Genomic DNA, 21,812 nt, shown 5'->3' with positions numbered 1-21,812 from the left:
CACACCGCAGACTGAAGAATTCGCCGACGACATTCTGCCGGTGCGCCAGGACACGACAATCGCCAAGGCGCTTGCCGATTCCGGCTATCCGCAGCCGCAGGCAGACGGCATGTCCGGTTATATCGCTCCCCTGCTCGGCACCGATACGCTTTCGAAGGGCGATGTCCTGCGCATCGGCATCATTCAGAAGGGCGAGCAGGCGAAGATCATTCGCGCCAGCATCTATCGCGGTACACGGCATCTGATTACCGTCGCCCTCGACGACAAGGGCCGTTTCGTGGCCGGCAGCGAACCGCCGATGCTGGATGCGGTCGCCACTGCCTTTGAGGACAATTCCTTCGCTCCGCCCGCCGGCCAGAATCTGCCGCGCGTCTATGACGGTATTTACCGCGCAGCTCTTTCCTATGGCATGACCAAAGACATGACGGCGCTGATCATCAAGCTGCTCGCGGCCAATGTCGACTTCCAGGCGCAATTGAAGCCGACGGATTACCTCGAAGCCTTCTTCTCCGTCACCGACAGCAACGGCCAGGCGACCGAGGATTCCGATCTTCTCTACGTCAATGCCCGCTTCGGCGATACATTGACGCGCTTCTATCGCTTCCAGGACCCGGAAGACGGCACGATCGATTACTTCGATCAGGACGGTAAGAGTATCCGCCAGTTCCTGCTGCGCAATCCTGTCCCGAACGGCATCTTCAAGTCCGGCTTCGGCATGCGCCGCCACCCGATCCTCGGCTTCGCGCGCATGCATACTGGTGTCGACTGGGCGGCCCCGCGCGGTACGGCAATCATTGCGGCCGGCAACGGCACGGTCGAAAAGGCAGGCTGGGATTCCGGCGGCTACGGCAACCAGACGATCGTCCGCCACGCCAATGGCTATGAATCCTCCTATAACCACCAGAGCGCCATCGCCAAGGGCATCGTGCCAGGCGCTAAGGTGCGACAGGGCCAGGTCATCGGCTGGGTGGGCACGACGGGTGAATCCACCGGCCCGCACCTGCATTACGAACTGATCGTCAACGGCACCAAGGTCGACCCGCTGCGCATCCGCCTGCCGGGCGGCAAGTCGCTCCAGGGCGATGCGCTCGCCAAGTTCGAGGACGAACGCAAGCGCATCGACACACTGCTGAATAACCAGCCCGCCACGGATCAGGTCGCGAGCAAATAATTCCCCCTTCTGCGGAAACAAAATTGGCGGCCCAAGGGCCGCCAATTTCAATTCTCATCTGCGCAACCTTACGCCGCTTCGCTGACCGACTGTTTCGACCGGAACAGCAACCGATCTGAGCCGCTGGTGATCTTCACCGTCGATCCATCCGGCACCTGACCCGAAAGGATCTGCTCGGCGAGCGGATCCTGGACGAACTTCTGGATCACCCTCTTCAGCGGACGAGCCCCGTAGACCGGATCGTATCCCTTATTCGCCAGCCAATTGCGGGCATCCTCATCGAGGTCGAGTGTGATCTTGCGCTCGGACAGCAACGAGATCAGCCGCTTCAGCTGGATATCGACGATCGCGCCCATCTCCTCGCGCTTGAGGCGATGGAAGAGGATGATCTCATCGATACGGTTCAGGAATTCCGGCCGGAAGTGACCGCGAACAACATCCATGACCTGCTCGCGAACAGTCTCGCTGTCCTCGCCCTCGCGCAGCTGCGTGAGGTATTCGGCACCGAGGTTCGAGGTCATGATGATCATCGTGTTACGGAAATCGACCGTCCGGCCCTGACCATCGGTCAGGCGACCATCGTCTAGGACCTGCAGCAAGACGTTGAAGACGTCAGGATGCGCCTTCTCGATCTCGTCGAACAGAACGACCTGATAGGGCCGGCGACGGACCGCTTCCGTCAGCGCACCACCTTCGTCATAGCCGACATAGCCGGGAGGCGCACCGATCAGCCGGGCAACGGAGTGCTTCTCCATGTACTCGGACATATCCATGCGCACCATCGCCGTCTCATCATCGAAGAGGAAGCGGGCGAGCGCCTTGGTGAGCTCGGTCTTGCCGACACCGGTCGGGCCGAGGAAGATGAACGAGCCGATCGGCCGGTTCGGATCCTGAAGGCCTGCGCGGGCCCGGCGCACGGCGCGGGATACGGCCTGAACCGCATCGCCTTGGCCGATCACCGACTTCGCCAGCTCGTCTTCCATCCGGAGCAGCTTGTCACGTTCACCCTCCAACATCTTGTCAACGGGAATGCCGGTCCAGCGGGAAACGACATGGGCGATATTGTCAGGGATCACGACCTCCTGCACCATCGCGTTGCGGCTGTTGTCTTCCTTGCTTTCAGCCTCAGTGAGCTGTTTTTCGAGACCGGGGATCACGCCATAGGCGAGCTCGCCGGCACGCTGGAATTCACCCTTGCGCTGGGCGATTGCCAGTTCGTTGCGGGCATCGTCGAGCTGCTTCTTAAGGTCAGCGGCAAGGCCGAGCTTCTGCTTTTCCGCCTGCCAGCGGGCCGTCAGTGCGTCGGCTTCTTCCTCGAGCGAGGTAAGCTCGCCTTCCAGCCGCTTCAGCCGATCGGCGGAAGCCACGTCGGTTTCCTTCTTCAGCGCCTCGCGTTCGATCTTCAGCTGGATGATACGGCGGTCGAGCTCGTCGAGCTCCTCCGGCTTGGAGTCCACCTGCATGCGAAGGCGGGCAGCCGCCTCGTCCATCAAATCGATCGCCTTGTCCGGCAGGAAACGGTCGGTGATGTAGCGGTTCGAAAGGGTCGCAGCGGCAACCAGCGCGGCATCGGCGATGCGCACTTTGTGATGCTGCTCATACTTTTCCTTCAGGCCGCGCAGGATCGAAATCGTATCCTCGACCGTCGGCTCTTCAACCATGACCGGCTGGAAGCGGCGGGCAAGGGCCGGATCCTTCTCGACATGTTTGCGGTATTCATCGAGCGTCGTTGCGCCGACGCAATGCAGCTCGCCACGGGCAAGAGCAGGCTTCAACAGATTGGAGGCATCCATTGCCCCGTCCGCCTTGCCGGCGCCAACAAGCGTGTGCATTTCGTCGATGAAGAGGATGATCTCGCCATTCTCCGACTGAACCTCGTTCAGCACAGCCTTCAAGCGCTCTTCGAACTCGCCGCGGAATTTCGCACCGGCAATCAGGGCACCCATGTCGAGCGCCATCAGCTTCTTGTCCTTCAGGCTCTCCGGCACGTCGCCATTGACGATGCGCAGCGCAAGGCCTTCGACGATTGCCGTTTTACCAACGCCCGGCTCACCGATCAGGACGGGATTGTTCTTGGTGCGACGCGAGAGAACTTGGATTGTGCGGCGAATTTCGTCATCGCGGCCGATAACCGGGTCAAGCTTGCCTTCGCGGGCTTCGCTCGTCAGGTCGCGAGCATATTTCTTCAAACTGTCGAAGCCTTGTTCGGCGCTCGCCGTATCGGCGGTGCGGCCCTTGCGGATCTCGTTGATGACCTGGTTGAGTGCCTGTGCGGTCACACCGGCATTCTTCAGCGACTGATAGGTCGAGGCAGAGGTTTCGATCGCCAGTGCCTGCAGCAGACGCTCGACCGTCACGAAGCTGTCGCCGGCTTTCTTCGCGGCCTCTTCGGCAGTGGAAAAGACCTTGGCGAGCGGCTGGGCGAGATAGATGTTGCCGTTACCGCCGGAAATTTTCGGCAGCTTGGCAAGTGCGGCATCATTGGCAAGCCGCGCGGCCTTTGCATCGCCGCCAGCGCGCTCAATTAGCGAAGCAGCCATGCCCTGATCGTCATCGAGCAGGACTTTGAGCACATGTTCTGCGGTGAATTGCTGGTGCCCTTGCGCAAGCGCATAGGTCTGTGCGGACTGAACGAAACCGCGCACCCGCTCGGAGTATTTTTCGATATTCATACGTTACCTCCATGAATCGCCCTGCCCTTCATAAGGCACAGACCGATGATTGAGATTGAGCTCCCTTAAAAGGCAAGCCCCTGTTTGTCGCGGTTAAGATTTGCGGCAAACAACATGGGCAGGATATGGTGGAGAATCCCAGGAGTTTAAAGGGGGAACACACGGGAAAACTGTCACCCCCGGACACCTATCCCTCGCGCCCCTACTTGCGCATCAATGCGACATCCGGCAGCACCCATTTCTTGTCAAAGAAGTCCTTGGTTGGACCATAAGCGCGAAACATCAGCTCGAACTTCCGCTTGGGATCGGTCGGTACCCAATTGGCCTCCTTGCCCCTCGGCGCACTTGGCCCGAAATAGAGGTCGATGGAACCATCCTCGTTCTTGACAAGCTCAGAAATCTGCGATGAGCGGCTCGCACGCGAAACGTTCTTGATCAGCGCATGCGTCTGCCGGTCATAGGCCGTCACCGACCAGTACTGCTCGACAGGCACATTTGGCGGAACGTTGAGGCGATAGGTCTTGCCACCGTCAAAATTATTCCCGTCCTTGTCGCGGATCGAGATCGAATAGAATTGGCCTGCGCCCAGCCGCTTGATGCCGATATAGGCATAGCTGTAGGCAACACCGCGATGATCGACGGGATAGGCATCGGGTTCATCGAAATTGGACTGCGAAGCCTTGATGAGATCGGGGTAAGCCGGGAAGGTCCAGCGGCTTTTCTCGGTGAAAAATGGAGGAAGCCCGGCATCGTATTTCGCCTCCAGAAGCGCCTGCGCTTCCTTGACGCCTTTGGTCAGGAGGGACTGCACATGCCGGTCCGGCTTGAAGGGCTTGTCCTTTTCGATGCCGATCGATTTCAACTGATCGATCATCACGCGGTCACGGACAATCCACGGCTCCTCCTGAATGACGCGGTTCAGATTGTCGAAGAAGCTCTCATCCCATTTGATGGTGGAATCAAAGAGGATGTTTTTGACATCAGCAAAAATGGTCTCCGGCGGATTGCCGGCAACGGAGAGAGGGTAGATCTTCAGCTTCTTGCCATAGTCGATCGAAGCCTGCACGTCGGTGTCGCTGTGGCTCTTCAGGTTTGAACGGAAGAGCATGTAGCCGCCGTAGATCTCCGACTGCAGCGGAATGAAACCATCCGGCAGCTTGTCCTTGTAGTCCGGCGGCAGGATTACGAATTTTCCGCCCTTGCCTTTATCGATTCCGAGCAAGCCGGCATCCTCGAGCGGCAGTTGCCAGGCATTGACGATGTTGCCGTTGAAAGAAGCGCCGCTCTCTGCGGCCGGCAGGTCGAGAACAACGGGACCATCCCTCGTGGTGAAGAAAGCCATGAAATAGAGGGCATCGGGATTGGGCGTCAGCGTCTGGTTCTTCCAATCCAGTGGCCGGCCCCAATAGATGACCTGCCCGACCTTGCCCGATGTCTTGGTCAGCATCTCCTGGCGCATCAGGTCGTAATTGACGGCAGGAATTCCCCATACGACGGCCTGGACGGCCTTCCGCTCGATCTCATTGTCGAAAACTTGCTGCGCTGCCTTCTCCACACCATGGGCGGAGGCAGCGACCAGCAGCATGCACACGAACACGAGATACTTCATGACGGCGTTCCTCCGGTCCCGACAGGTGCCCTGGAGTGAATGCCTCGGAGGCTCAATCTGGAAGTACGTTACTGTAAATTCGCGTGTAAACACGCCCTGGCAATAGCCGCAGCAACTGAAAGCAGCAGGCGCCGGCAAAAGAAAGGCCGCCCGGAAAGGCGGCCTTTCAAATTCTACGATTGAAGCAGGCTTATTCGGAAGCAGCTTCAGCCAGAACCGGCGCGTCGGCGGAAGCACCGTCCTCACCGGCCGCCTCACCTTCAGCGCCGCGGCGTGGACGGCGCGGACGGCTGCCAGCATTGCGACGACGGGGTTGACGCTCGCGCTGCGGCGCAGCAGAGCCTTCGTCTTCCATCGCGACTTCGGCGGGAATGCCTTCGATTTCCGGCTGCGGGCCGGTTCCATCAATCGCTTCCGCCTGCTGCACCGGCGCCGCTACCGGAGCCGCCTGCTGCTGTTCGCGCTGCTGCTGGTGGGGCGGCTGAACGATGACGACATCGTCAGCCGTATCCAGTTCGTCGCCGTCACGGTCCACGTTGTCACGATCATTATAATCGTTGCGGTCGTCGCGCTGAAAGCGTTCCTGCATCTGCGCCTGTGCGGCAGCAATGATGCGGTTATAGTGTTCGGCGTGCTGCAGGTAATTCTCAGCTATGACGCGGTCGCCGGAACTCTGGGCGTCACGGGCGAGCTGCGCATATTTTTCAGCTATGTGCTGGGCAGTGCCGCGGATTTTCACATCGGGGCCGGAACTGTCATAGGTCCGGGTCAGCGGGTTCCCGCCCTTGCGGTTGAAATTGTTGTTGTTGTTTCCACCGCCGCCATTGTTATTGTTGTTGTTATTACCACGCCCTCGACCGCGCTTGTTCTGCTGTCCTGGCCTCATCGATCGTTCACCTGAATTCTCTGTTTGTGATTGGATACATGGCACCAACCGCCAAGACCGGTCCATCCGGATCAGGGCCTTCGTGCCGCAAGCATAGTGCGCCTTCGCGCCGACCTGCCGCTTGTCTTCAAGTCAGTTTGACTGATTCACGCATTGGGTCGTGTTCAACCTTTGAAACTCTCGTTTAAAAGAGCAGACCCCCGAGGCCGAGCAAGTACCGAACGAATCTCGTTCATTCCTATGCGCCCAACGCGTGAGGGCAACCTATATTGCTTCCTCGGGAAATCCAAGCCTTTTCTTCGCAATAGCAATAAAGTCCAGTTAGATGCTGCAATTTGTCGCCGGTCATGCCAGCGAGAACACGAGCACTCTATCATTCTGGCCATAGTCTTTCACGGATTTGAGACACTTGAAGCCTTCCGCTTCGAAGATCGCCGTCACGTCGTTTCGTTGATCATAGCCGATTTCCAGTCCGACGATTCCATTTGGCCGTACGAACCTTCCCACATCCTTTGCTATGGCTTTGTAGGCGTCAAGCCCATCCGGGCCGCCGTCCAGAGCTGCAGCCGGATCAAATTTCGTCACTTCGGGAGCGAGATCGTGAATGACATTGGAAGCAATATAGGGCGGATTTGAGACAACCACATGAAACGCCCCATGGATGTTCTCGAACCAGTTCGATCGAATGGTCGTGAATCGATCCTGCAATCCGTTTCTCTCTGCGTTTGATCTTGCCGTCTCAAGTGCATCGGTCGAAATGTCACTACCGATGGCTGATGCTTCCGGGCATTCACTGAGGAGCGCAAGGCAAATCGCTCCGGTCCCGGTTCCTATGTCCAGGATGTGGAGATTGCTTTCTGTTTTTGCAAGGTCACGCAGATAAGGAATGATCGTATCGACGAGAATTTCCGTATCGGGCCGCGGCTCCAGCGTGCCGGCGGACAACGAAAGCGGCAGACCGTAGAATTCCCGCTCTCCGAGAATGCGATGCACCGGCTCGTGTTTCAACCGCCTTTCGATCGCCCGACCGATGGTTCCTGCCTGCTCTTCCGAAACCACGTCACGGCTGGCGGTCAGCATCTCGGTCGGCGAAAGTTTCAACAATCCTGAAATCAGCAGCCGCGCATCGGTCTGCGGATCGGCAATGCCGGCTTCCGTGAAACGGCGCCGGGCCTCGGCGAGCATTTCGGAAACCGTCGGCCCAGATGCGGTCATTGCTGTTCGCCAAGCTGCGCGAGCTGACTCGCCTGGTAGTCGGCGAGCAGCGCATCCACCACTTCGTCGATCTCGCCGATCATCATCCGGTCGAGTTTATAAAGCGTCAGATTGATGCGATGGTCGGTCACACGCCCCTGCGGAAAATTGTAGGTGCGGATGCGCTCCGAGCGGTCGCCGGAGCCGACCTGACTTTTTCGATCGGCCGAACGTTCGCTATCGGCCCTCTGCCGCTCGGCATCGTAGAGACGCGAGCGAAGCACTTGCATGGCCTTGGCGCGGTTCTGATGCTGCGATTTTTCCGAGCTGGTCACAACGATGCCCGTCGGCAGGTGGGTGATGCGCACCGCCGAGTCCGTTGTATTGACGTGCTGGCCGCCCGCACCCGAGGAGCGCATCGTATCGATGCGTATATCTTCCGGCCGGATATCGATATCGATCTCCTCCGCTTCGGGAAGAACGGCAACCGTCGCGGCCGAGGTGTGAATACGTCCCCCTGCTTCCGTCTCCGGTACGCGCTGTACACGGTGTACGCCGGATTCGAATTTCAGCTTGGCAAAGACCCCCTTGCCGGTGATCGTCGCGATGATTTCCTTATAGCCGCCGGCTTCACCTTCGCTCGACGAGAGCACTTCCACCTTCCATCCGTGCGTTGACGCATAGCGCTCATACATGCGGAAAAGGTCGCCGGCGAAAAGGGCCGCCTCATTGCCGCCGGTGCCCGCGCGGATTTCCAGGATCGCGCTCTTCTCGTCGGCCGCATCCTTCGGCAGCAGCAGGATCTGGATTTCGTTCTCCAGCGCCTCGATCCGCTCTTTCACGTCAGGCAGCTCGAGTTCGGCAAGCTCACGCATGTCGCGGTCGACGGACTTGTCCTCGATCAGCACCTCCAGATCGGCAAGCTCGCCGACAGCCTTCTGATAGGAGCGGATCTTGGTCACGACCGGCTGCAGTTCTGAGTATTCGGACGCGAGCTTTACATAGACATCGGCCGAAGGGCCGACCGACATGCGCGCTTCGATCTCGCCGAAGCGACGCTCAAGCTCGCGCATTTTTTCAATGGGAAGCTTCGCCACCCCTTACTCCAATTCTTGTTATATATGACTAAAGGGGAATATTGTGGCTCTCGGCGAAGCGGGCAAGCACCTCGCGCATCGGCACGGTCGCATTCCGGTCGTCCAGCGCCTCGTTGACAGCCTTCGTCAGAGCCTCGGCATCGAGGCCGAGCAACATCGCCTTGACCGGCCCGATCGAAGCCGGCGACATGGAGATGGAGCGGAACCCGACGCCGAGCAACGCCATGGCCGAAATCGGCTTGCCTGCCAGTTCGCCGCAGAGCGTCACCGGCGTCTTGTTGCGATCCGCGCCGCGCACGATATCGCGCAGGATACGCAGGAATGGCCGTTCCAGCGGATCGAAGCGCTCGGAAACCCGTGCATTGCCGCGATCAACAGCCATGGCAAACTGGAAGAGATCGTTGGAACCGACCGAGACGAAATCGACCGCATCCATCAGTTCATCGAGCTGCCAGAGCAGCGCCGGCACTTCCAGCATCGCGCCAAACTGCAGTTTGCGCGGCAGACCGTGGCCGAAACGTGAAAGATGCTGCACTTCCTTTTGCAGGAGTTCGCGCACCTGCCTGAGCTCAGAAACCTCGGTCACCATCGGCACCATCAGCTTCAGCTCGGCGCCTGCCGCAGCTTTCAGCATGGCGCGCAGTTGGGTGCGCAACAACCCCGGACGGTCAAGTGACAGGCGGATTGCCCGCCAGCCAAGTGCCGGATTCTCTTCCTCGTGGCCGCGGAAATAAGGAACGACCTTATCGCCACCGATGTCGAGCGTACGAAAAGTCACGACACGACCCGCCGCCTGCTTCAGCACATTGCGGTAGAACATCTCCTGCTCTTCCGCTTTCGGCATGGTCGAGGCGATCATGAATTGCAGCTCGGTGCGGAATAGGCCGATACCCTCTGCCCCGGATTCCGCCAGTTGCGGCAAGTCGACCAGCAGGCCGGCATTCATCAGAAGCTGGATGCGTTGCCCGTCCCGGGTGACCGGCTCGACGGAGCGCAGCGCCCGGAACTGCTCCTGCCGCCTGGCACGAAAGCGGACCTTTTCCTCATAGGAGCGCTGATGCTCCGGCATCGGCCGGATATGCACATGCCCTTCGTCGCCATCGATAATGACGGCGTCACCATTTTCGGCAAGCGCCACAACACCCGCCGCCTGGCCGATAACCGGAATGCCCATGGCGCGTGCGACGATGACAACATGGCTCGTCACCGCGCCTTCCTCCAGCACCAAGCCGCGCACATTGGCGCGCGGATAGTCGAGGAGTTCCGCTGCGCCCATGGCGCGCGCCAAAATGATCGCATCGGTCGGAAAGCCCTCGGCCGCCGTGCGGCCGGTATAACCGGTCAGTACGCGCAGCAGCCGATTAGCCAGATCTTCGAAATCGTGCATCCGTTCGCGCAGATACGGATCAGTCAGGCGCATCATTCGCGCCTTGGTGTCGCTCTGTACTTTCTCGACGGCCGCTTCCGCCGTCAAACCGTTGCGGATCGCTTCCTCCAGCTTGCGCACCCAGCCCTGATCGTGAGCGAACATGCGATAGGTTTCGAGCACCTCGCGGTGCTCACCTTCCATGGAAACATCGCGGCGCGATAGCATGTCGTCGATGGAGATTCGGAGGGAGCCCATAGCATCCGCCAGCCGCCGGATTTCCTTCTCCGCATCTTCGTTGAGCAGATTGGTGACGACGATGCGCGGCTCGTGCAGCACGACGTAACCAAGGCCGATCCCGTCATTATACGTATCGCCGTCAACCGTGACCGAACGGGTCAGATCGAGTTCGAGGCCAGGCTTGGTGATCTTCTTGAGTTCGCCGGTCGCGATCATCTCGGCGAGAACCATCGCCGTCGTCTCGAGCGCTTCCAACTCCTCGTCGCGATAATTGCGGCTCGCCTTGTTCTGCACGACGAGAACGCCGAGCGAACGTCCCGTACGTAGAATCGGCACGCCAAGGAAGGAATGATAAATCTCTTCGCCCGTTTCCGGCAGGTAACGGAAGGCCGGATGCGACTGCGCGTCGGAAAGATTGAGCGGCTGGGCCGATGCGGCGATGGTGCCGACGAGGCCCTGTCCCATCTTCAGCTGCGAGAGGTGGACGGCTTCCTTATTGAGGCCTTCGGTCGCATAAAGCTCGAGAACGCCATCAGCGCGCAGCACGTAAACGGAGCAAACCTCCGCCACCATGTTGCTGGCGATCTGGCGCACGATCCGGTCGAGTCGCTCCTGCGGCTCCAGCGGCTCCGCCATCAATTCGCGCAGCCGCTTGAGCAGCACGCGCGGACCGCCGGAAAGGTCTCTCATTGCGTCTCAAGCTCCCCGAAACAAACGCTTGGTGCGGCCAAAAGAACTGGCCGCATCTTCAACCTGAAGGGGCAGGCCGCCCGCTGGGAATCAATTCTTATCCAGACCGTAGCAGGAATGCAAAGTTCTGACAGCGAGTTCTGCATAAGGACCGTCGATCAGGATCGAAATCTTGATCTCCGAGGTTGTAATTGCCTTGATGTTGATGCCTTTTTCGGCAAGTGCCCGGAAGGCAGTCGCTGCAACGCCCGCATGACTGCGCATGCCGATGCCGATGACCGAGACCTTCACCAGACCCGATTCGCTTTGCGCAACGTCGTAGCCGATCTTGTCCTTGTTGTCGGAAAGAACCTTGATGGCCTTCTCCACATCACCCGAGGGCACGGTGAAGGTCATGTCGGTCTTCGAACCGTCTTCGGAAATGTTCTGGACAATCATGTCGACGTTGATGTGGCTTTCGGCAAGCGGCCCGAAGATCGCGGCAGAAACGCCCGGCCGGTCGGCAAGACGGCGAAGCGAGATCTGAGCCTCATCCTTGGCATAGGCGATGCCGGTGACTACTTCCTGTTCCACGATTTCATCCTCGTCACAAATCAGCGTTCCGGGAGGGTTCAAGAGGTCGCCCATGCCCGGAGCATCGGGATCCTCGAAAGACGAACGCACGAAGGTGCGTACCTTGTGCACCATGGCAAGCTCGACCGAGCGCACCTGAAGAACCTTGGCACCGAGCGACGCCATTTCCAGCATTTCTTCGAAAGCGATCTTCTTCAGGCGCCGTGCCTTCGGCTCGATGCGCGGGTCGGTGGTATAGACGCCATCGACATCGGTGTAGATGTCGCAACGATCGGCCTTCACAGCAGCAGCAATCGCCACTGCCGACGTGTCCGAGCCGCCGCGTCCGAGTGTCGCGATACGGTTATCGGGACCGAGGCCCTGGAAGCCGGCAACGATGGCAACCTGCCCCTCACCCATGCGCTTGATGATATCAGCGCCCTCGATCTCCATGATGCGAGCTGCGCCATGCGCATTGTCCGTACGGATCGGGATTTGCCAGCCCTGCCAGGAGCGGGCATTGATGCCCATGCTCTGCAAGGCGATCGCCAGAAGACCGGATGTGACCTGCTCGCCGGAAGCGACGATGGCGTCATATTCGCGTGCATCGTAGAACGGCGAATTGGCACCGATCACTTTAGGCATGTTCTGGACCCAGCCGACCAGTTCGTTGGTCTTGCCGGACATGGCGGAAACGACGACGGCCACTTCATGGCCAGCATCGACTTCACGTTTCACATGGCGGGCAACGTTCTTGATGCGATCCAGATCAGCGACGGAAGTTCCGCCGAATTTCATAACGATGCGTGCCATAAGCCTCTACCATGACCCGCGCGCGATTGCCGGAAACGGGATTTGCTTTCCCGGCACGCCACGCGCCATTCACAAACCGCCGGGAGACGCATTGCCCTCCCGGGCATCAGAAAACCTCAGCTGTCAAATGGCCGAAGAGCCCGGAAATACTGGTTTCTGGAACGCTTCTAAAGCCCCGCCAACCAAGGACGAAAGTTGGCGCGTCTCTTAGCGAGTTTGACAGGGGGTGGCAAGGGCGGGGAAAGGGTGAAGTGGAAGCGGCAGGATTTCGTCGGAAATGGTTGCTGCGACTGCTGCAAAAGCGCCCTATATCCCATCCCGATGAAGAGGCATGGGGACGATGGAAACTTATTGGCCTCAAATGCGTTTTGATTGCAGATAGATATATCAGGAAAGCTGGTAAGCAGAATGAGAAGATTAGTGATAATTGCACTGTCGATAGCGACCGCATTCTCCGGAATGCCCGCCTGGGCAGGACCGACCTATACGTCAAACCCGATTCAGTCGGCAGCGCAGCCGCAAACAACCGGCGGCCAAGCCACCCCTCTTCTTCAGGTTGGCTGCAACAACTTCACGAACTGCCCTCGTTATAACCAGGGTTGGGGCCGCAATTACCGCTATTCGGACCGTTATCGCTATGACCGCAGGTGGGACAGGGACCGCCGCTATTATGGCGACCGCTACTACCGCGACCGCTATTATCGCCGCCATGACAATACTGGCGCCATTATCGGTGGCCTGGCTGCCGGCGCGATCATCGGTAGTATCATCGCCTCGCAGCCGCGCGTGCGTGCGGGCAGTTCGCATGCCGATTACTGCTACAGCCGTTATCGCTCGTACCGTGCATACGACAATACGTACCAGCCCACGTACGGCCCGCGCCGTCAGTGCCGCTAAATCGGCGTCACCCAGGATCCGAAACCCCGCGAAGAGGCGGGGTTTTTTACTGCTTTCAGACTTGCTCTATTTTTTGCGGTCCTTGCCAAGCCTCCGGTGCGACCCGAGCGCCCTTGACTTATCGCCTCGATCGTCCGACTTCACTCACAGGACATTAAGGAGCGGCAGATGAACGAAGCGGCCAAAACCACCATCGACCAGAGCGAAGTCGATCGCTTTTCCGCCATGGCAGCCGAGTGGTGGAGCCCGACGGGCAAGTTCAAGCCGCTGCACAAGTTCAATCCTGTTCGCCTGGCCTATATCCGCGACAAGGCAGCAGAGAATTTTTCGCGCAGTCCGAAGAGTGCCAAGCCGCTTGAAGGCCTGCGCGTGCTCGATATCGGCTGCGGCGGCGGCCTCTTGTCGGAGCCCGTCGCCCGTATGGGCGCTGAAGTCGTCGGCGCCGATCCCTCGGAAAAGAACATCGGCATCGCCTCCACCCACGCCAAGGCATCGGGTGTTGCAGTCGACTATCGCGCCGTCACCGCCGAGCAGCTTGCCGAGGCAGGCGAGACCTTCGATATCGTGCTCAACATGGAAGTGGTGGAGCATGTGGCCGATGTCGAGCTTTTCATGAATACCTGCGCCGGCATGGTCCGGCCGGGCGGCCTGATGTTCGTCGCCACGATCAACCGGACCATGAAGGCGGCCGCACTTGCGATTTTTGCCGCTGAAAACGTCCTGCGCTGGCTGCCGCGCGGCACGCATCAATATGAGAAGCTGGTGCGCCCGGAAGAGCTGGAAAAGCCGCTTGCCGCAAGCGGTCTCGAGATTATCGACCGCACAGGCGTCTTCTTCAATCCGCTGGCAAACCAGTGGAACCTGTCGAAGGACATGGATGTGAATTACATGCTGCTGGCAAAACGGCCGGCCTGATCGCGCCGCATATCAGTTCACGTCTTCGGGCAAGACCGGCAGGGCTGCGATCTCGATGCCCTCTTCCACCAGCGCTTCAGCTTCGTCAGGCGTTGCCTGGCCGATGATACCGCGGGCATCCGCCTCACCGTAATGGATCTTGCGAGCTTCTTCGGGAAAACGCGTCCCGACATCCTCCGAATTCGCCTTGATTACAGCAACTGCTTCCTTGAGCTTCAGGAAGGCTTCGCGGCGGACCGTGTCCATCGCGACCGTCTGCATCTCTTCCTTCTTGCGCGCGGTCGAGACGGAGGGAGCCATGAGTGACTTGGAAATGGACGCGGAATTGCAGACGGGACAAGTCAGAAAGCCGCTTGCGACCTGCCGGTCAAAATCGGCGCCTTCAGAAAACCAGCCTTCGAATTCGTGGGCATTCTCACAAATGAGGGAATAGCGGATCAAGCTGCTGCGCCTCCTGAAATTTCCCCCGCAATCCTCTCGATAGAAAACTCCCGGCCGTTCTTAAGGTTCGGAATCTTGTCATGCGCGGCCTTCACGGCGGCCGGATCGATCTCTGCCAAAATGACGGCCTCGCCGGTCGGACCGGCTGACGCCAGCACCTTGCCCCAGGGATCGATGATCATCGAATGGCCGAATGTCTCGCGCCCGTCTTCATGCAGGCCGGCCTGCGCTGCGGCGATGACGAAGACACCGTTTTCGATGGCACGCGCCCGCAGCAGAATTTCCCAATGTGCCTCGCCGGTCTGCTTCGTGAACGCGGCCGGAACAGTCATCACCTCGGCACCGGCAACCGCCTGCGCTCGGAAAAGCTGCGGGAAGCGCACGTCGTAACAGATGGTGAAACCCATCTCGGCAAACGGCAACGACAGAACGCGCGCTTCCGAACCCGGCCTGTAAGCCGCACTTTCGCGCCAGCTCTCGCCATTGTCGAGATCGACGTCGAACATGTGGATCTTGTCGTAACGGTTCAGGATCTTGCCGTCAGGTCCGAAGAGGAAACCGCGATTGGCCATCTTACCATCGTCGAGCGCAATCGCCGTCGAGCCGACATGCATGAAGATGCCGAGTTCGGCCGCAAGGGCCGAGCCGGTTTTGACGATGATGTCATTGCTCTCGTCGCGCAGAACTTCTTTTGCCGCCGCGCGGTTACGCTGCAGCATGCCGGTCATTTCAGGCGTCTGCACGTAGGTTGCGCCCTTTACAGCAGCCTCTCGGACGAGGCGCGCCATCGAAGCGGCATTCCGCTCCGGATCAACGCCGGAACACATCTGGATGGCGGCGGCCGCGAAGCTCATCGCTCTTCCTCAGGCTGCCAGCAGCGGATCGAGCTTGCCGGCCCGATCAAGCGCGTAGAGATCGTCGCAACCGCCGACATGCGTGCTGCCGATAAAAATCTGCGGAAAGGTGGTGCGGCCGTTCGACTTGCCAAGCATTTCCTGGCGGAGCTCGGGCGAGAAGGTCGCGTCATGTTCGACATAGTCGACGCCCTTCTCTTCAAGAAGAGATTTGGCGCGTGCACAATAGCCGCAGAATTGACGCGTATAGATGGCAACCGGTACCATAAAGGTCTCCAGACAGTGCTGTTTTCTTTCTGTCATATAGTTTCTGCGATAGCCCTTGCAAAGGTCAAAACCGTTATATCGGCAGCCCCGGCCTTGCGTAGCGCACGCGTTGCCGCACCAACTGTCGCCCCTGTCGTAAAGACGTCGTCGACAAGCACGATGCGCTTGCCGAAGACATCGCTTTCCCTGCCCGCGGCAACCGCAAAAGCGCCACGGACATTGTCCTCGCGCGCCCGTACACCAAGACCGACCTGCTGGCTGGTGCGCTTCACACGCCGAAGCGTTTCCGGCAACAGCGGTTTTCCTGCAAGCCGCGCCAGATGTCGGGCAAGCTCCGCGGCCTGGTTGAATTTGCGCGAGACCATGCGGGTGCGATGAAGCGGAACCGGAATGACGGCATCGCAGCATTCGACCATGCCGTCCGACGCGCGCAGCATCCAGGCGGACATCATCGGCGCGAGATCGGTGCGATCCCGGTATTTGAGGCCGTGTACAAGAGTGCGAACGGCATGATCAAGAGTGGCTGCTGAACGCAGCCGATCGAAGGGCGGCGGATTGGCGATCGCCTCGGCGCTCAGGATGCCGGCCCCGAGATCATGCGAAAAGGGAAGGCCGAGCACCTCGCAATAGGGCCGCTCGATGAAGCGGACCTCGGACCAGCATGTGGCACAGAGCCCGCGATGTCCGCCTGTCGAAACACCGCAAGCCGCACAGGACGGCGGATAGACAAGATCGGCAAGCATCGAAAAGGGCCGCAGGAGCTGCGCCCATATCCGCCCCGTCTCACCTTTCGTCTCGATCGTCCCCATATGAGCAGACTAACGCATGTCGCGCAAAAGTGTGTAGCGGTTTTGCGAGAACGACATGCGTAAAAACAAAGACCGAAAGCGCTGCTAGCGGATCTGATGATCGCGACGCGCTTCAGCGTGTCGCGCCAAAGGAAAATCGCCTTGCCGCCCGCTGGATGGCGGAATATGGACATCGCCATGGATATCATCTTCGATAAGGCGCAGATCGCCTCAAACCGTCGGCGCGCGCTCGCAAATAACGACCCGAAAGCGGGCTTCCTGCTCGATATCGCCGCCGAGGAACTGGCAGACCGCCTGGCCGTCGTGGAGCGTCGGTTCGAACATGCGGTGGAACTGCACGGCACCACGGGCGCAGCCGCCCGTGCGGCGATCGCGACCGGCAAGGTCGGCAGCCTCACCCGCGTGGAAAGCGACATGCGCTATGTCGCGCCGGGCGAACCTTTCCTCGAAGCACCACTCGAAGACGTGCCGCTCGCCCCCCAATCGGCTAATCTGGTCATTGCACCGCTCAACCTGCACCTGACCAACGACACACCCGGCGTCTTCATCCAGATCCGCCGCGCGTTGAAGCCGGACGGCCTGTTCCTGGCCGCCATTCCGGGCGCCGGTACGCTGCAGGAACTGCGCGACGTGCTGCTCGCGACCGAGATCGAGATGACCGGCGGTGCAAGCCCGCGCGTCATCCCCTTCGCCGATGTCCGCGATGTCGGCAGTCTGCTGCAGCGCGCAGGCTTTGCGCTGCCCGTCATCGATGCGGAGAATTATACGGTACGCTACGATTCAATTTTTCCGCTGATGCGCGACCTGAGAGCAATGGGCATGACCAATCCGCTCGCTGCCCGCAGCCGCAAGCCACTGACGCGCGCCTTCTTCCTGCGCGCCGCTGAAATCTATGCCGAGCGCTATTCGGACCCAGACGGCCGCATCCGTGCGACATTTTCAGTGATCTATGTGTCGGGATGGGCACCGCATGAAAGCCAGCAGCAGCCGCTGAAGCCAGGAACGGCCAAGGCGCGGCTTGCTGACGCACTGAAGGTGGAAGAGCAGAAGCTCAGGCAGTGAGTGAGGCCTAACGGATAGCTCAGTTGATCGTCAGGTTATTCTCGACGGTGTTGAACACGCCGCGTAGGCCATTGGTGAACACACCCAGGCCCCCAATAAGGGCAACCGCCATCAGCGCTGCAATCAATCCATATTCGATCGCTGTCGCACCGCTTCTGTCTGCCAGAAATTTCTTCAGCAAATTCATCAACCCAACCCTTCTGCGCGCAAGACAGCAATGAAAATCATGGCCCCTGGAACGGGAGCTTCATTTCCTCAGCAGCCGGCGCCGACGCCGTAGCCCTGGACAACACAGACCGAACCAGGCGTATCCTGCAGCACGCTGCGGCGGATTGTATAGCGCTTACCGCTCTCGCTCTTCGGGCCATTCTCGGTCTTCGGGATGGAGCCGGTGGTAATCGTGTCGAAATCCGCCGGCGCGCTGGCTAGCACACTCTTCTTGGAAGAATCCGCCAGCATTGGCGTCAGGATGAGGGTCAACGCCACTACCGCCGTACCGAATAGAAGGGCAATATTGAGCGCCCCCGTCCTGCGCGAAGCAGACGAAGAAGCGCGTTCCTTTTCGCGCACAGCTTTCCAGAAATCGTCGTCCATGACGTCAAGCCCTTAAATACACACACGCCAGTTGCTTGAGTGAGGCCGATCATTGCCAGAAGGTGCTAAATGATCGATTAATATCCACAGGCGAAATCGACGTTTCGTCCCGATAATCAGCAAAAGCTAAAGTAGATCCTGCAGTACCGGGATGAGCGGCTCGTCGGCCGGCGGCATCGGATAATCGCGCAGTGCCTGCGGGCGCACCCATTTGATTGCCTGGCCCTCACGGCCCTGCGGAATGCCTTCATAGCGGCGGCAGACATACAGCGGCATCAACAGGTGGAACGTATCATAGCTGTGGCTGGCGAAGGTCAGCGGCGCGAGACACGCCACCTTCGTAGAAATACCGAGCTCTTCGTTCAGTTCACGCACCAGCGTTTCCTCCGGCGTCTCGCCGGGTTCGACCTTACCGCCGGGGAATTCCCACAGGCCGGCAAGCGACTTGCCTTCCGGCCGCTGTGCCAGAAGGATACGTCCGTCCGCATCGATCAGCGCACAGGCTGCGACCAGAAGCAGCTTCCGTCCGGCCTCGCTCATTCGCAGCGCTCCTGCCAGTAGCAATAGTGATAGGCATCACGGAAACCAAGACGCTCATAAAGAGCGATTGCCGGCGCGTTCGAAAGCTTCACCTGCAGCCAGGCCGTGCGGGCACTGCGCATCCGCGCCCAGCGCAGGGCCGAAGTCAGGATTTCGATGCCGAGCCCCTTGCGGCGATGGCCGCCCGCGACCGAAAGCGACATGATGCCCGCAAGATCGTTGTCCTGCACGCAAAGGACCGTTGCCAGCGAGCCGTGGACGGTATCCTCGATCATGAAAAGACCGGATGGCGGCTTGATTGCCGAGATGATCTCGGCAAGCGCCGGTTTCAGAGAAAGCTGCGCCTGATCGACGGCGAGATTGGCATCGACGAACCGGCCGACATCGTGGGTCGGGAGATGATCGAGCGTATCGGGCAAATCGGCCTGCGAAAGATCGCAGACCATCACAGCCGTCTCATCGAAACGCTTCCATCCCTGTTCCTTGATCAGGTCGATCAGAACAGGCGAGGCAAGCGGCGTCTCGCGCACGACGGCAGGGCGGCCATAGGCCTCGAATTTGCGGCTTGCCTTCTCCAGCCTGATCTCGACATCACGATGGTCGGAGGGATCGAGCGGCACGATGGAATTCAGGCGGTTGGAGGGATGGCCCGCCGTCAGGCGAACCTGCCAGCTTCCGTCATATTGTACGGAAGCGGCCGGCCAGGCGCGAAAGCCCACGGCTTCCAGCCGCCGGACCAGCGGCAGGTTCTGCTTCGGAAGGGATGCCTGCATCAGCGAACGATCAGCTCCGGTAGTCGCCATTGATCGCAACATATTCCTTGGTGAGGTCGCAGGTCCAGACCGTAGCCTTGCCGGAGCCGAGACCAATATCGACTTTAACAGGAATATCCTGCTTCTTCATCACGGCAGACGCCGCATCCTCGGAATAGGAAGGGTCGCGCTCGCCGTTAACGGCAACGCGCACGTCGCCGAACCAGATGGCCAGCCGGTCGCGATCGGCCATTTCGCCGGCTTTGCCGACGGCCATGACAATACGGCCCCAGTTGGCATCCTCGCCCGCAGCCGCAGTCTTGACCAGCGGCGAATTGGCGATGGAAAGGGCGATCGTCTTGGCAGCGGCATCGCTCTCGGCACCGGTCACGGTGATTTCGAGCATCTTCGTGGCGCCCTCGCCGTCGCGGGCGACCTGGATCGCCAGATCCTTGAGGAGGTCGTTGAGGACCGCGCGGAATGCGTCGAGCTGCGGATCGCCCGCGCTCGTGATGCGAGCTTGTCCGTCGGTTGCTGCAGCACCCGTCGCAAACAGCATCAGCGTATCCGAGGTCGAGGTGTCGCTGTCGACGGTCATGGAGTTGAAGCTCGGCTCGACGCCGGCAGACAAGAGCGACTGCAGGACGGAGGAATCGATCGCAGCATCCGTGACGACGAAGGAAAGCATGGTCGCCATGTCGGGCGCGATCATGCCGGCCCCCTTGGCGATGCCGTTGATCGTCACCTTGACACCGCCAATTTCAGCAGTGCGGGTTGCAACCTTCGGATAGGTGTCGGTGGTCATGATGGCCTTGGCGGCCTCGAACCAGAAATCGCCTGTCGCATCGGCATGCATCTGGTCGAGCACACCGGCAAATTTGGTGGCGTCGAGCGGTTCGCCGATGACGCCTGTTGACGCAAGGAAGATTTCATTTTCGCCGCAGCCGACGGCAGTGGCGGCAGATTTGGCGGTAAGCTCAGTCGCGGCACGGCCCTTCATGCCGGTAAAGGCATTGGCATTGCCGGAATTGACAACGACGGCACGTGCCGTGCCATGCGGTAGGTTGGTCCGGCAGAAATCGACGGGCGCGGAGGGGCACTTCGACTTGGTGAAGACGCCCGCGACGGCAGCCGGCGCGTCAAAGACCATCATCAGCACGTCCGTCCGGTTCTTGTACTTGATGCCGGCGGAAGCGGTCGCCATGCGCACGCCGCGAAGCGCCGGCAGCGAGGCAAAGGTTTTCGGGGCAAGTGGAGAAACGGTAGCGGACATGGGATGTGACCTGTCTATCATAGTGAAGGGCCCGGAAGAACCGGGCCCAGATGCTGATGATTACTGCTGCGGCGCCGGTGCGGGCGCGGGTTCGGCACCCGGCTCAGGCTGCTTGTTCGCGTCTTCGTAACCCTTGCGGAGCGTTTCGTCCATGATCTCGACCTTGGCCGAAGCCTTCGCCTGGTTCAGGAGTGCAAGATACTTGTCGCGCATGACGAGCTGACGAACCTGGTCCTTCACCTGGTCGAACGGCGGCGGCGGGGCGTCGCGCTTATCCTCGACCTTGATGACATGATAACCGAAGTCAGTCTTCACAGGGGTCTTGGAATAGGTGCCCTTCTCAAGTGCGAAAGCGGCATCCTCGAATTCCTTGACCATGCGGCCACGGCTGAAATAGCCGAGGTCGCCGCCGTCATCCTTGTTCGGATCAGTGGACTTTTCCTTGGCGAGCTCGGCAAAGTCCTTGCCGGCGTCGAGCTGCTTGATAACGTCCTTGGCCTCATCCTCTGTCTTGACGAGGATGTGGCGGGCGTGAACTTCTTCCTGCTTCGGCAGGGCGGCAACTTCCTTGTCGTAACGCGCCTTCACGTCGGCATCCGTTACAGTGTCGACGACATGCTTCTTGAAGTAGGCGTTGTGAAGCTCGCGGTCGGTCAGGTATTGCATGCGCTTCTTGAAGTCGTCCGTCTGGTCGAGCTTCTCGGCGGTAGCGTCGGCGGCAAGCAGCTTCACGTCGATAGCGGCAGAAAGTGCGGCGACCTTCTTCTGGTCGTCAGGGAGCTGCGCAAGCTGCGGGTCGAGATTGGCCACCGCCAGATCGAGTTCCGACTGGTGGATTTCCAGATTGCCGACCTTGGCGACGACGGCATCATCGGCATAGGCCGGAGCCTGGAAGGCGACGAAGGCCGTAAACGCCAGCGCAGCAAGTTTGTTGGTGCTCAACATCAAATAACCCTTCACAATTATACCGCCGGCTTCAGCTTTCGTGAATCCAGCCCGAAAACAGCCTTCAACACCGGAATGTGGCCTTTCTATATCAGCCAAATCCGTTGACATCATTTGCCCCCCCTCTTATCTGTCACGCAACCTCGCGTCCAGAACAGTTTCCGGGCGTTTTC

21 protein-coding genes (1 of these 21 cut by a window edge) are annotated in these 21,812 nt (G+C 59.7%); 4 read left to right on the top strand and 17 right to left on the bottom strand.

Annotated elements, in window-relative coordinates; genetic code table 11:
- Positions 1-1,171, top strand: partial view of a M23 family metallopeptidase gene (locus H4W29_RS11550; protein ID WP_192729034.1) — the 3' portion only. Its footprint begins 773 nt before the window's first position; the window shows 1,171 of its 1,944 coding nt (coding positions 774-1,944); its start codon lies beyond the left edge, outside the window; the stop codon is at positions 1,169-1,171.
- 68 nt (positions 1,172-1,239) lie between these two features.
- Here the strand turns inward: H4W29_RS11550 and clpB are convergent, their stop codons facing one another.
- The 7 genes from clpB to H4W29_RS11515 all read right to left on the bottom strand — a co-directional run bounded on the left by clpB (position 1,240) and on the right by H4W29_RS11515 (position 12,290).
- Positions 1,240-3,843: an ATP-dependent chaperone ClpB gene (clpB, locus tag H4W29_RS11545; protein WP_192729033.1), complete on the bottom strand. Its 2,604-nt coding sequence runs from the start codon at positions 3,841-3,843 to the stop codon at positions 1,240-1,242.
- Positions 3,844-4,045: 202 nt separating this feature from the next.
- Positions 4,046-5,452, bottom strand: a complete 1,407-nt coding sequence (locus tag H4W29_RS11540; RefSeq protein WP_192729032.1) for a DUF1254 domain-containing protein — start codon at positions 5,450-5,452, stop codon at positions 4,046-4,048.
- A gap of 190 nt (positions 5,453-5,642) precedes the next feature.
- A complete protein-coding gene (locus H4W29_RS11535; protein WP_192729031.1) occupies positions 5,643-6,338 on the bottom strand; it encodes a DUF4167 domain-containing protein in 696 nt (231 codons plus the stop codon).
- Between the two features lie 345 nt (positions 6,339-6,683).
- Complete coding sequence (gene prmC, locus H4W29_RS11530) at positions 6,684-7,553, bottom strand: peptide chain release factor N(5)-glutamine methyltransferase (protein ID WP_192729030.1); 870 nt, start codon at positions 7,551-7,553, stop codon at positions 6,684-6,686.
- Positions 7,550-8,629, bottom strand: coding sequence for a peptide chain release factor 1 (gene prfA / locus H4W29_RS11525; RefSeq protein WP_192729029.1), 1,080 nt, complete (start codon positions 8,627-8,629; stop codon positions 7,550-7,552). Before prfA ends, prmC begins: the two co-directional genes overlap by 4 nt.
- A 28-nt stretch (positions 8,630-8,657) precedes the next feature.
- Positions 8,658-10,925 (bottom strand): phosphoenolpyruvate--protein phosphotransferase, encoded by a 2,268-nt coding sequence (gene ptsP, locus H4W29_RS11520; protein WP_192729028.1) that lies wholly within the window; start codon positions 10,923-10,925, stop codon positions 8,658-8,660.
- 90 nt (positions 10,926-11,015) lie between these two features.
- Positions 11,016-12,290 (bottom strand): aspartate kinase, encoded by a 1,275-nt coding sequence (locus tag H4W29_RS11515; RefSeq protein WP_192729027.1) that lies wholly within the window; start codon positions 12,288-12,290, stop codon positions 11,016-11,018.
- 408 nt (positions 12,291-12,698) lie between these two features.
- Between H4W29_RS11515 and H4W29_RS11510 the strand changes: the two genes are divergently transcribed.
- Positions 12,699-13,187 (top strand): BA14K family protein, encoded by a 489-nt coding sequence (locus H4W29_RS11510; protein WP_192729026.1) that lies wholly within the window; start codon positions 12,699-12,701, stop codon positions 13,185-13,187.
- Between the two features lie 168 nt (positions 13,188-13,355).
- Positions 13,356-14,102 carry a bifunctional 2-polyprenyl-6-hydroxyphenol methylase/3-demethylubiquinol 3-O-methyltransferase UbiG gene (gene ubiG, locus H4W29_RS11505; RefSeq protein WP_192729025.1) on the top strand — a complete coding sequence of 249 codons (747 nt, stop codon included), beginning with the start codon at positions 13,356-13,358 and terminating at the stop codon, positions 14,100-14,102.
- Positions 14,103-14,114: 12 nt separating this feature from the next.
- On the opposite strand, the gene H4W29_RS11500 is transcribed toward ubiG, so the two are convergent.
- The 4 genes from H4W29_RS11500 to H4W29_RS11485 are packed head-to-tail and all read right to left on the bottom strand — an operon-like array spanning position 14,115 to position 16,473.
- Positions 14,115-14,543 carry a DUF1178 family protein gene (locus H4W29_RS11500; RefSeq protein WP_192729024.1) on the bottom strand — a complete coding sequence of 143 codons (429 nt, stop codon included), beginning with the start codon at positions 14,541-14,543 and terminating at the stop codon, positions 14,115-14,117.
- Positions 14,540-15,397 (bottom strand): carbon-nitrogen hydrolase family protein, encoded by an 858-nt coding sequence (locus H4W29_RS11495; RefSeq protein ID WP_192729023.1) that lies wholly within the window; start codon positions 15,395-15,397, stop codon positions 14,540-14,542. The genes H4W29_RS11500 and H4W29_RS11495 overlap by 4 nt, the downstream gene beginning before the upstream one ends.
- A gap of 9 nt (positions 15,398-15,406) precedes the next feature.
- Positions 15,407-15,664 carry a glutaredoxin 3 gene (gene grxC, locus H4W29_RS11490; RefSeq protein ID WP_007825499.1) on the bottom strand — a complete coding sequence of 86 codons (258 nt, stop codon included), beginning with the start codon at positions 15,662-15,664 and terminating at the stop codon, positions 15,407-15,409.
- A 32-nt stretch (positions 15,665-15,696) separates the two neighbouring features.
- Entirely contained in the window at positions 15,697-16,473 is a 777-nt protein-coding gene (locus tag H4W29_RS11485) for a ComF family protein (protein ID WP_192729022.1), read from the bottom strand.
- 177 nt (positions 16,474-16,650) lie between these two features.
- Here H4W29_RS11485 and H4W29_RS11480 point away from each other — a divergent pair, with 177 nt between their 5' ends.
- Positions 16,651-17,535 (top strand): methyltransferase domain-containing protein, encoded by an 885-nt coding sequence (locus H4W29_RS11480; RefSeq protein WP_192730718.1) that lies wholly within the window; start codon positions 16,651-16,653, stop codon positions 17,533-17,535.
- Positions 17,536-17,554: 19 nt separating this feature from the next.
- Here H4W29_RS11480 and H4W29_RS11475 read toward each other — a convergent pair whose 3' ends face one another.
- From H4W29_RS11475 to H4W29_RS11450, 6 genes are all read right to left on the bottom strand, one after another.
- A complete protein-coding gene (locus H4W29_RS11475) occupies positions 17,555-17,722 on the bottom strand; it encodes a Flp family type IVb pilin (protein ID WP_007825504.1) in 168 nt (55 codons plus the stop codon).
- A gap of 68 nt (positions 17,723-17,790) precedes the next feature.
- A complete protein-coding gene (locus H4W29_RS11470) occupies positions 17,791-18,129 on the bottom strand; it encodes a hypothetical protein (RefSeq protein ID WP_183749637.1) in 339 nt (112 codons plus the stop codon).
- A gap of 126 nt (positions 18,130-18,255) precedes the next feature.
- The gene (gene mutT, locus H4W29_RS11465) at positions 18,256-18,669 is read right to left on the bottom strand and encodes an 8-oxo-dGTP diphosphatase MutT (RefSeq protein ID WP_192729021.1); all 414 of its coding nucleotides are present in this window, start codon (positions 18,667-18,669) and stop codon (positions 18,256-18,258) included.
- Positions 18,666-19,472 carry a GNAT family N-acetyltransferase gene (locus tag H4W29_RS11460; protein WP_192729020.1) on the bottom strand — a complete coding sequence of 269 codons (807 nt, stop codon included), beginning with the start codon at positions 19,470-19,472 and terminating at the stop codon, positions 18,666-18,668. The genes mutT and H4W29_RS11460 overlap by 4 nt, the downstream gene beginning before the upstream one ends.
- Positions 19,453-20,694: a bifunctional glutamate N-acetyltransferase/amino-acid acetyltransferase ArgJ gene (gene argJ / locus H4W29_RS11455; protein WP_192729019.1), complete on the bottom strand. Its 1,242-nt coding sequence runs from the start codon at positions 20,692-20,694 to the stop codon at positions 19,453-19,455. Before argJ ends, H4W29_RS11460 begins: the two co-directional genes overlap by 20 nt.
- A 60-nt stretch (positions 20,695-20,754) precedes the next feature.
- A complete protein-coding gene (locus tag H4W29_RS11450; protein ID WP_192729018.1) occupies positions 20,755-21,639 on the bottom strand; it encodes a peptidylprolyl isomerase in 885 nt (294 codons plus the stop codon).
- Positions 21,640-21,812: the final 173 nt, after the last annotated feature.

Source organism: Rhizobium viscosum, assembly GCF_014873945.1.
GTDB lineage: Bacteria > Pseudomonadota > Alphaproteobacteria > Rhizobiales > Rhizobiaceae > Rhizobium > Rhizobium viscosum.
This window is presented reverse-complemented; position numbering and strand designations above follow the sequence as displayed.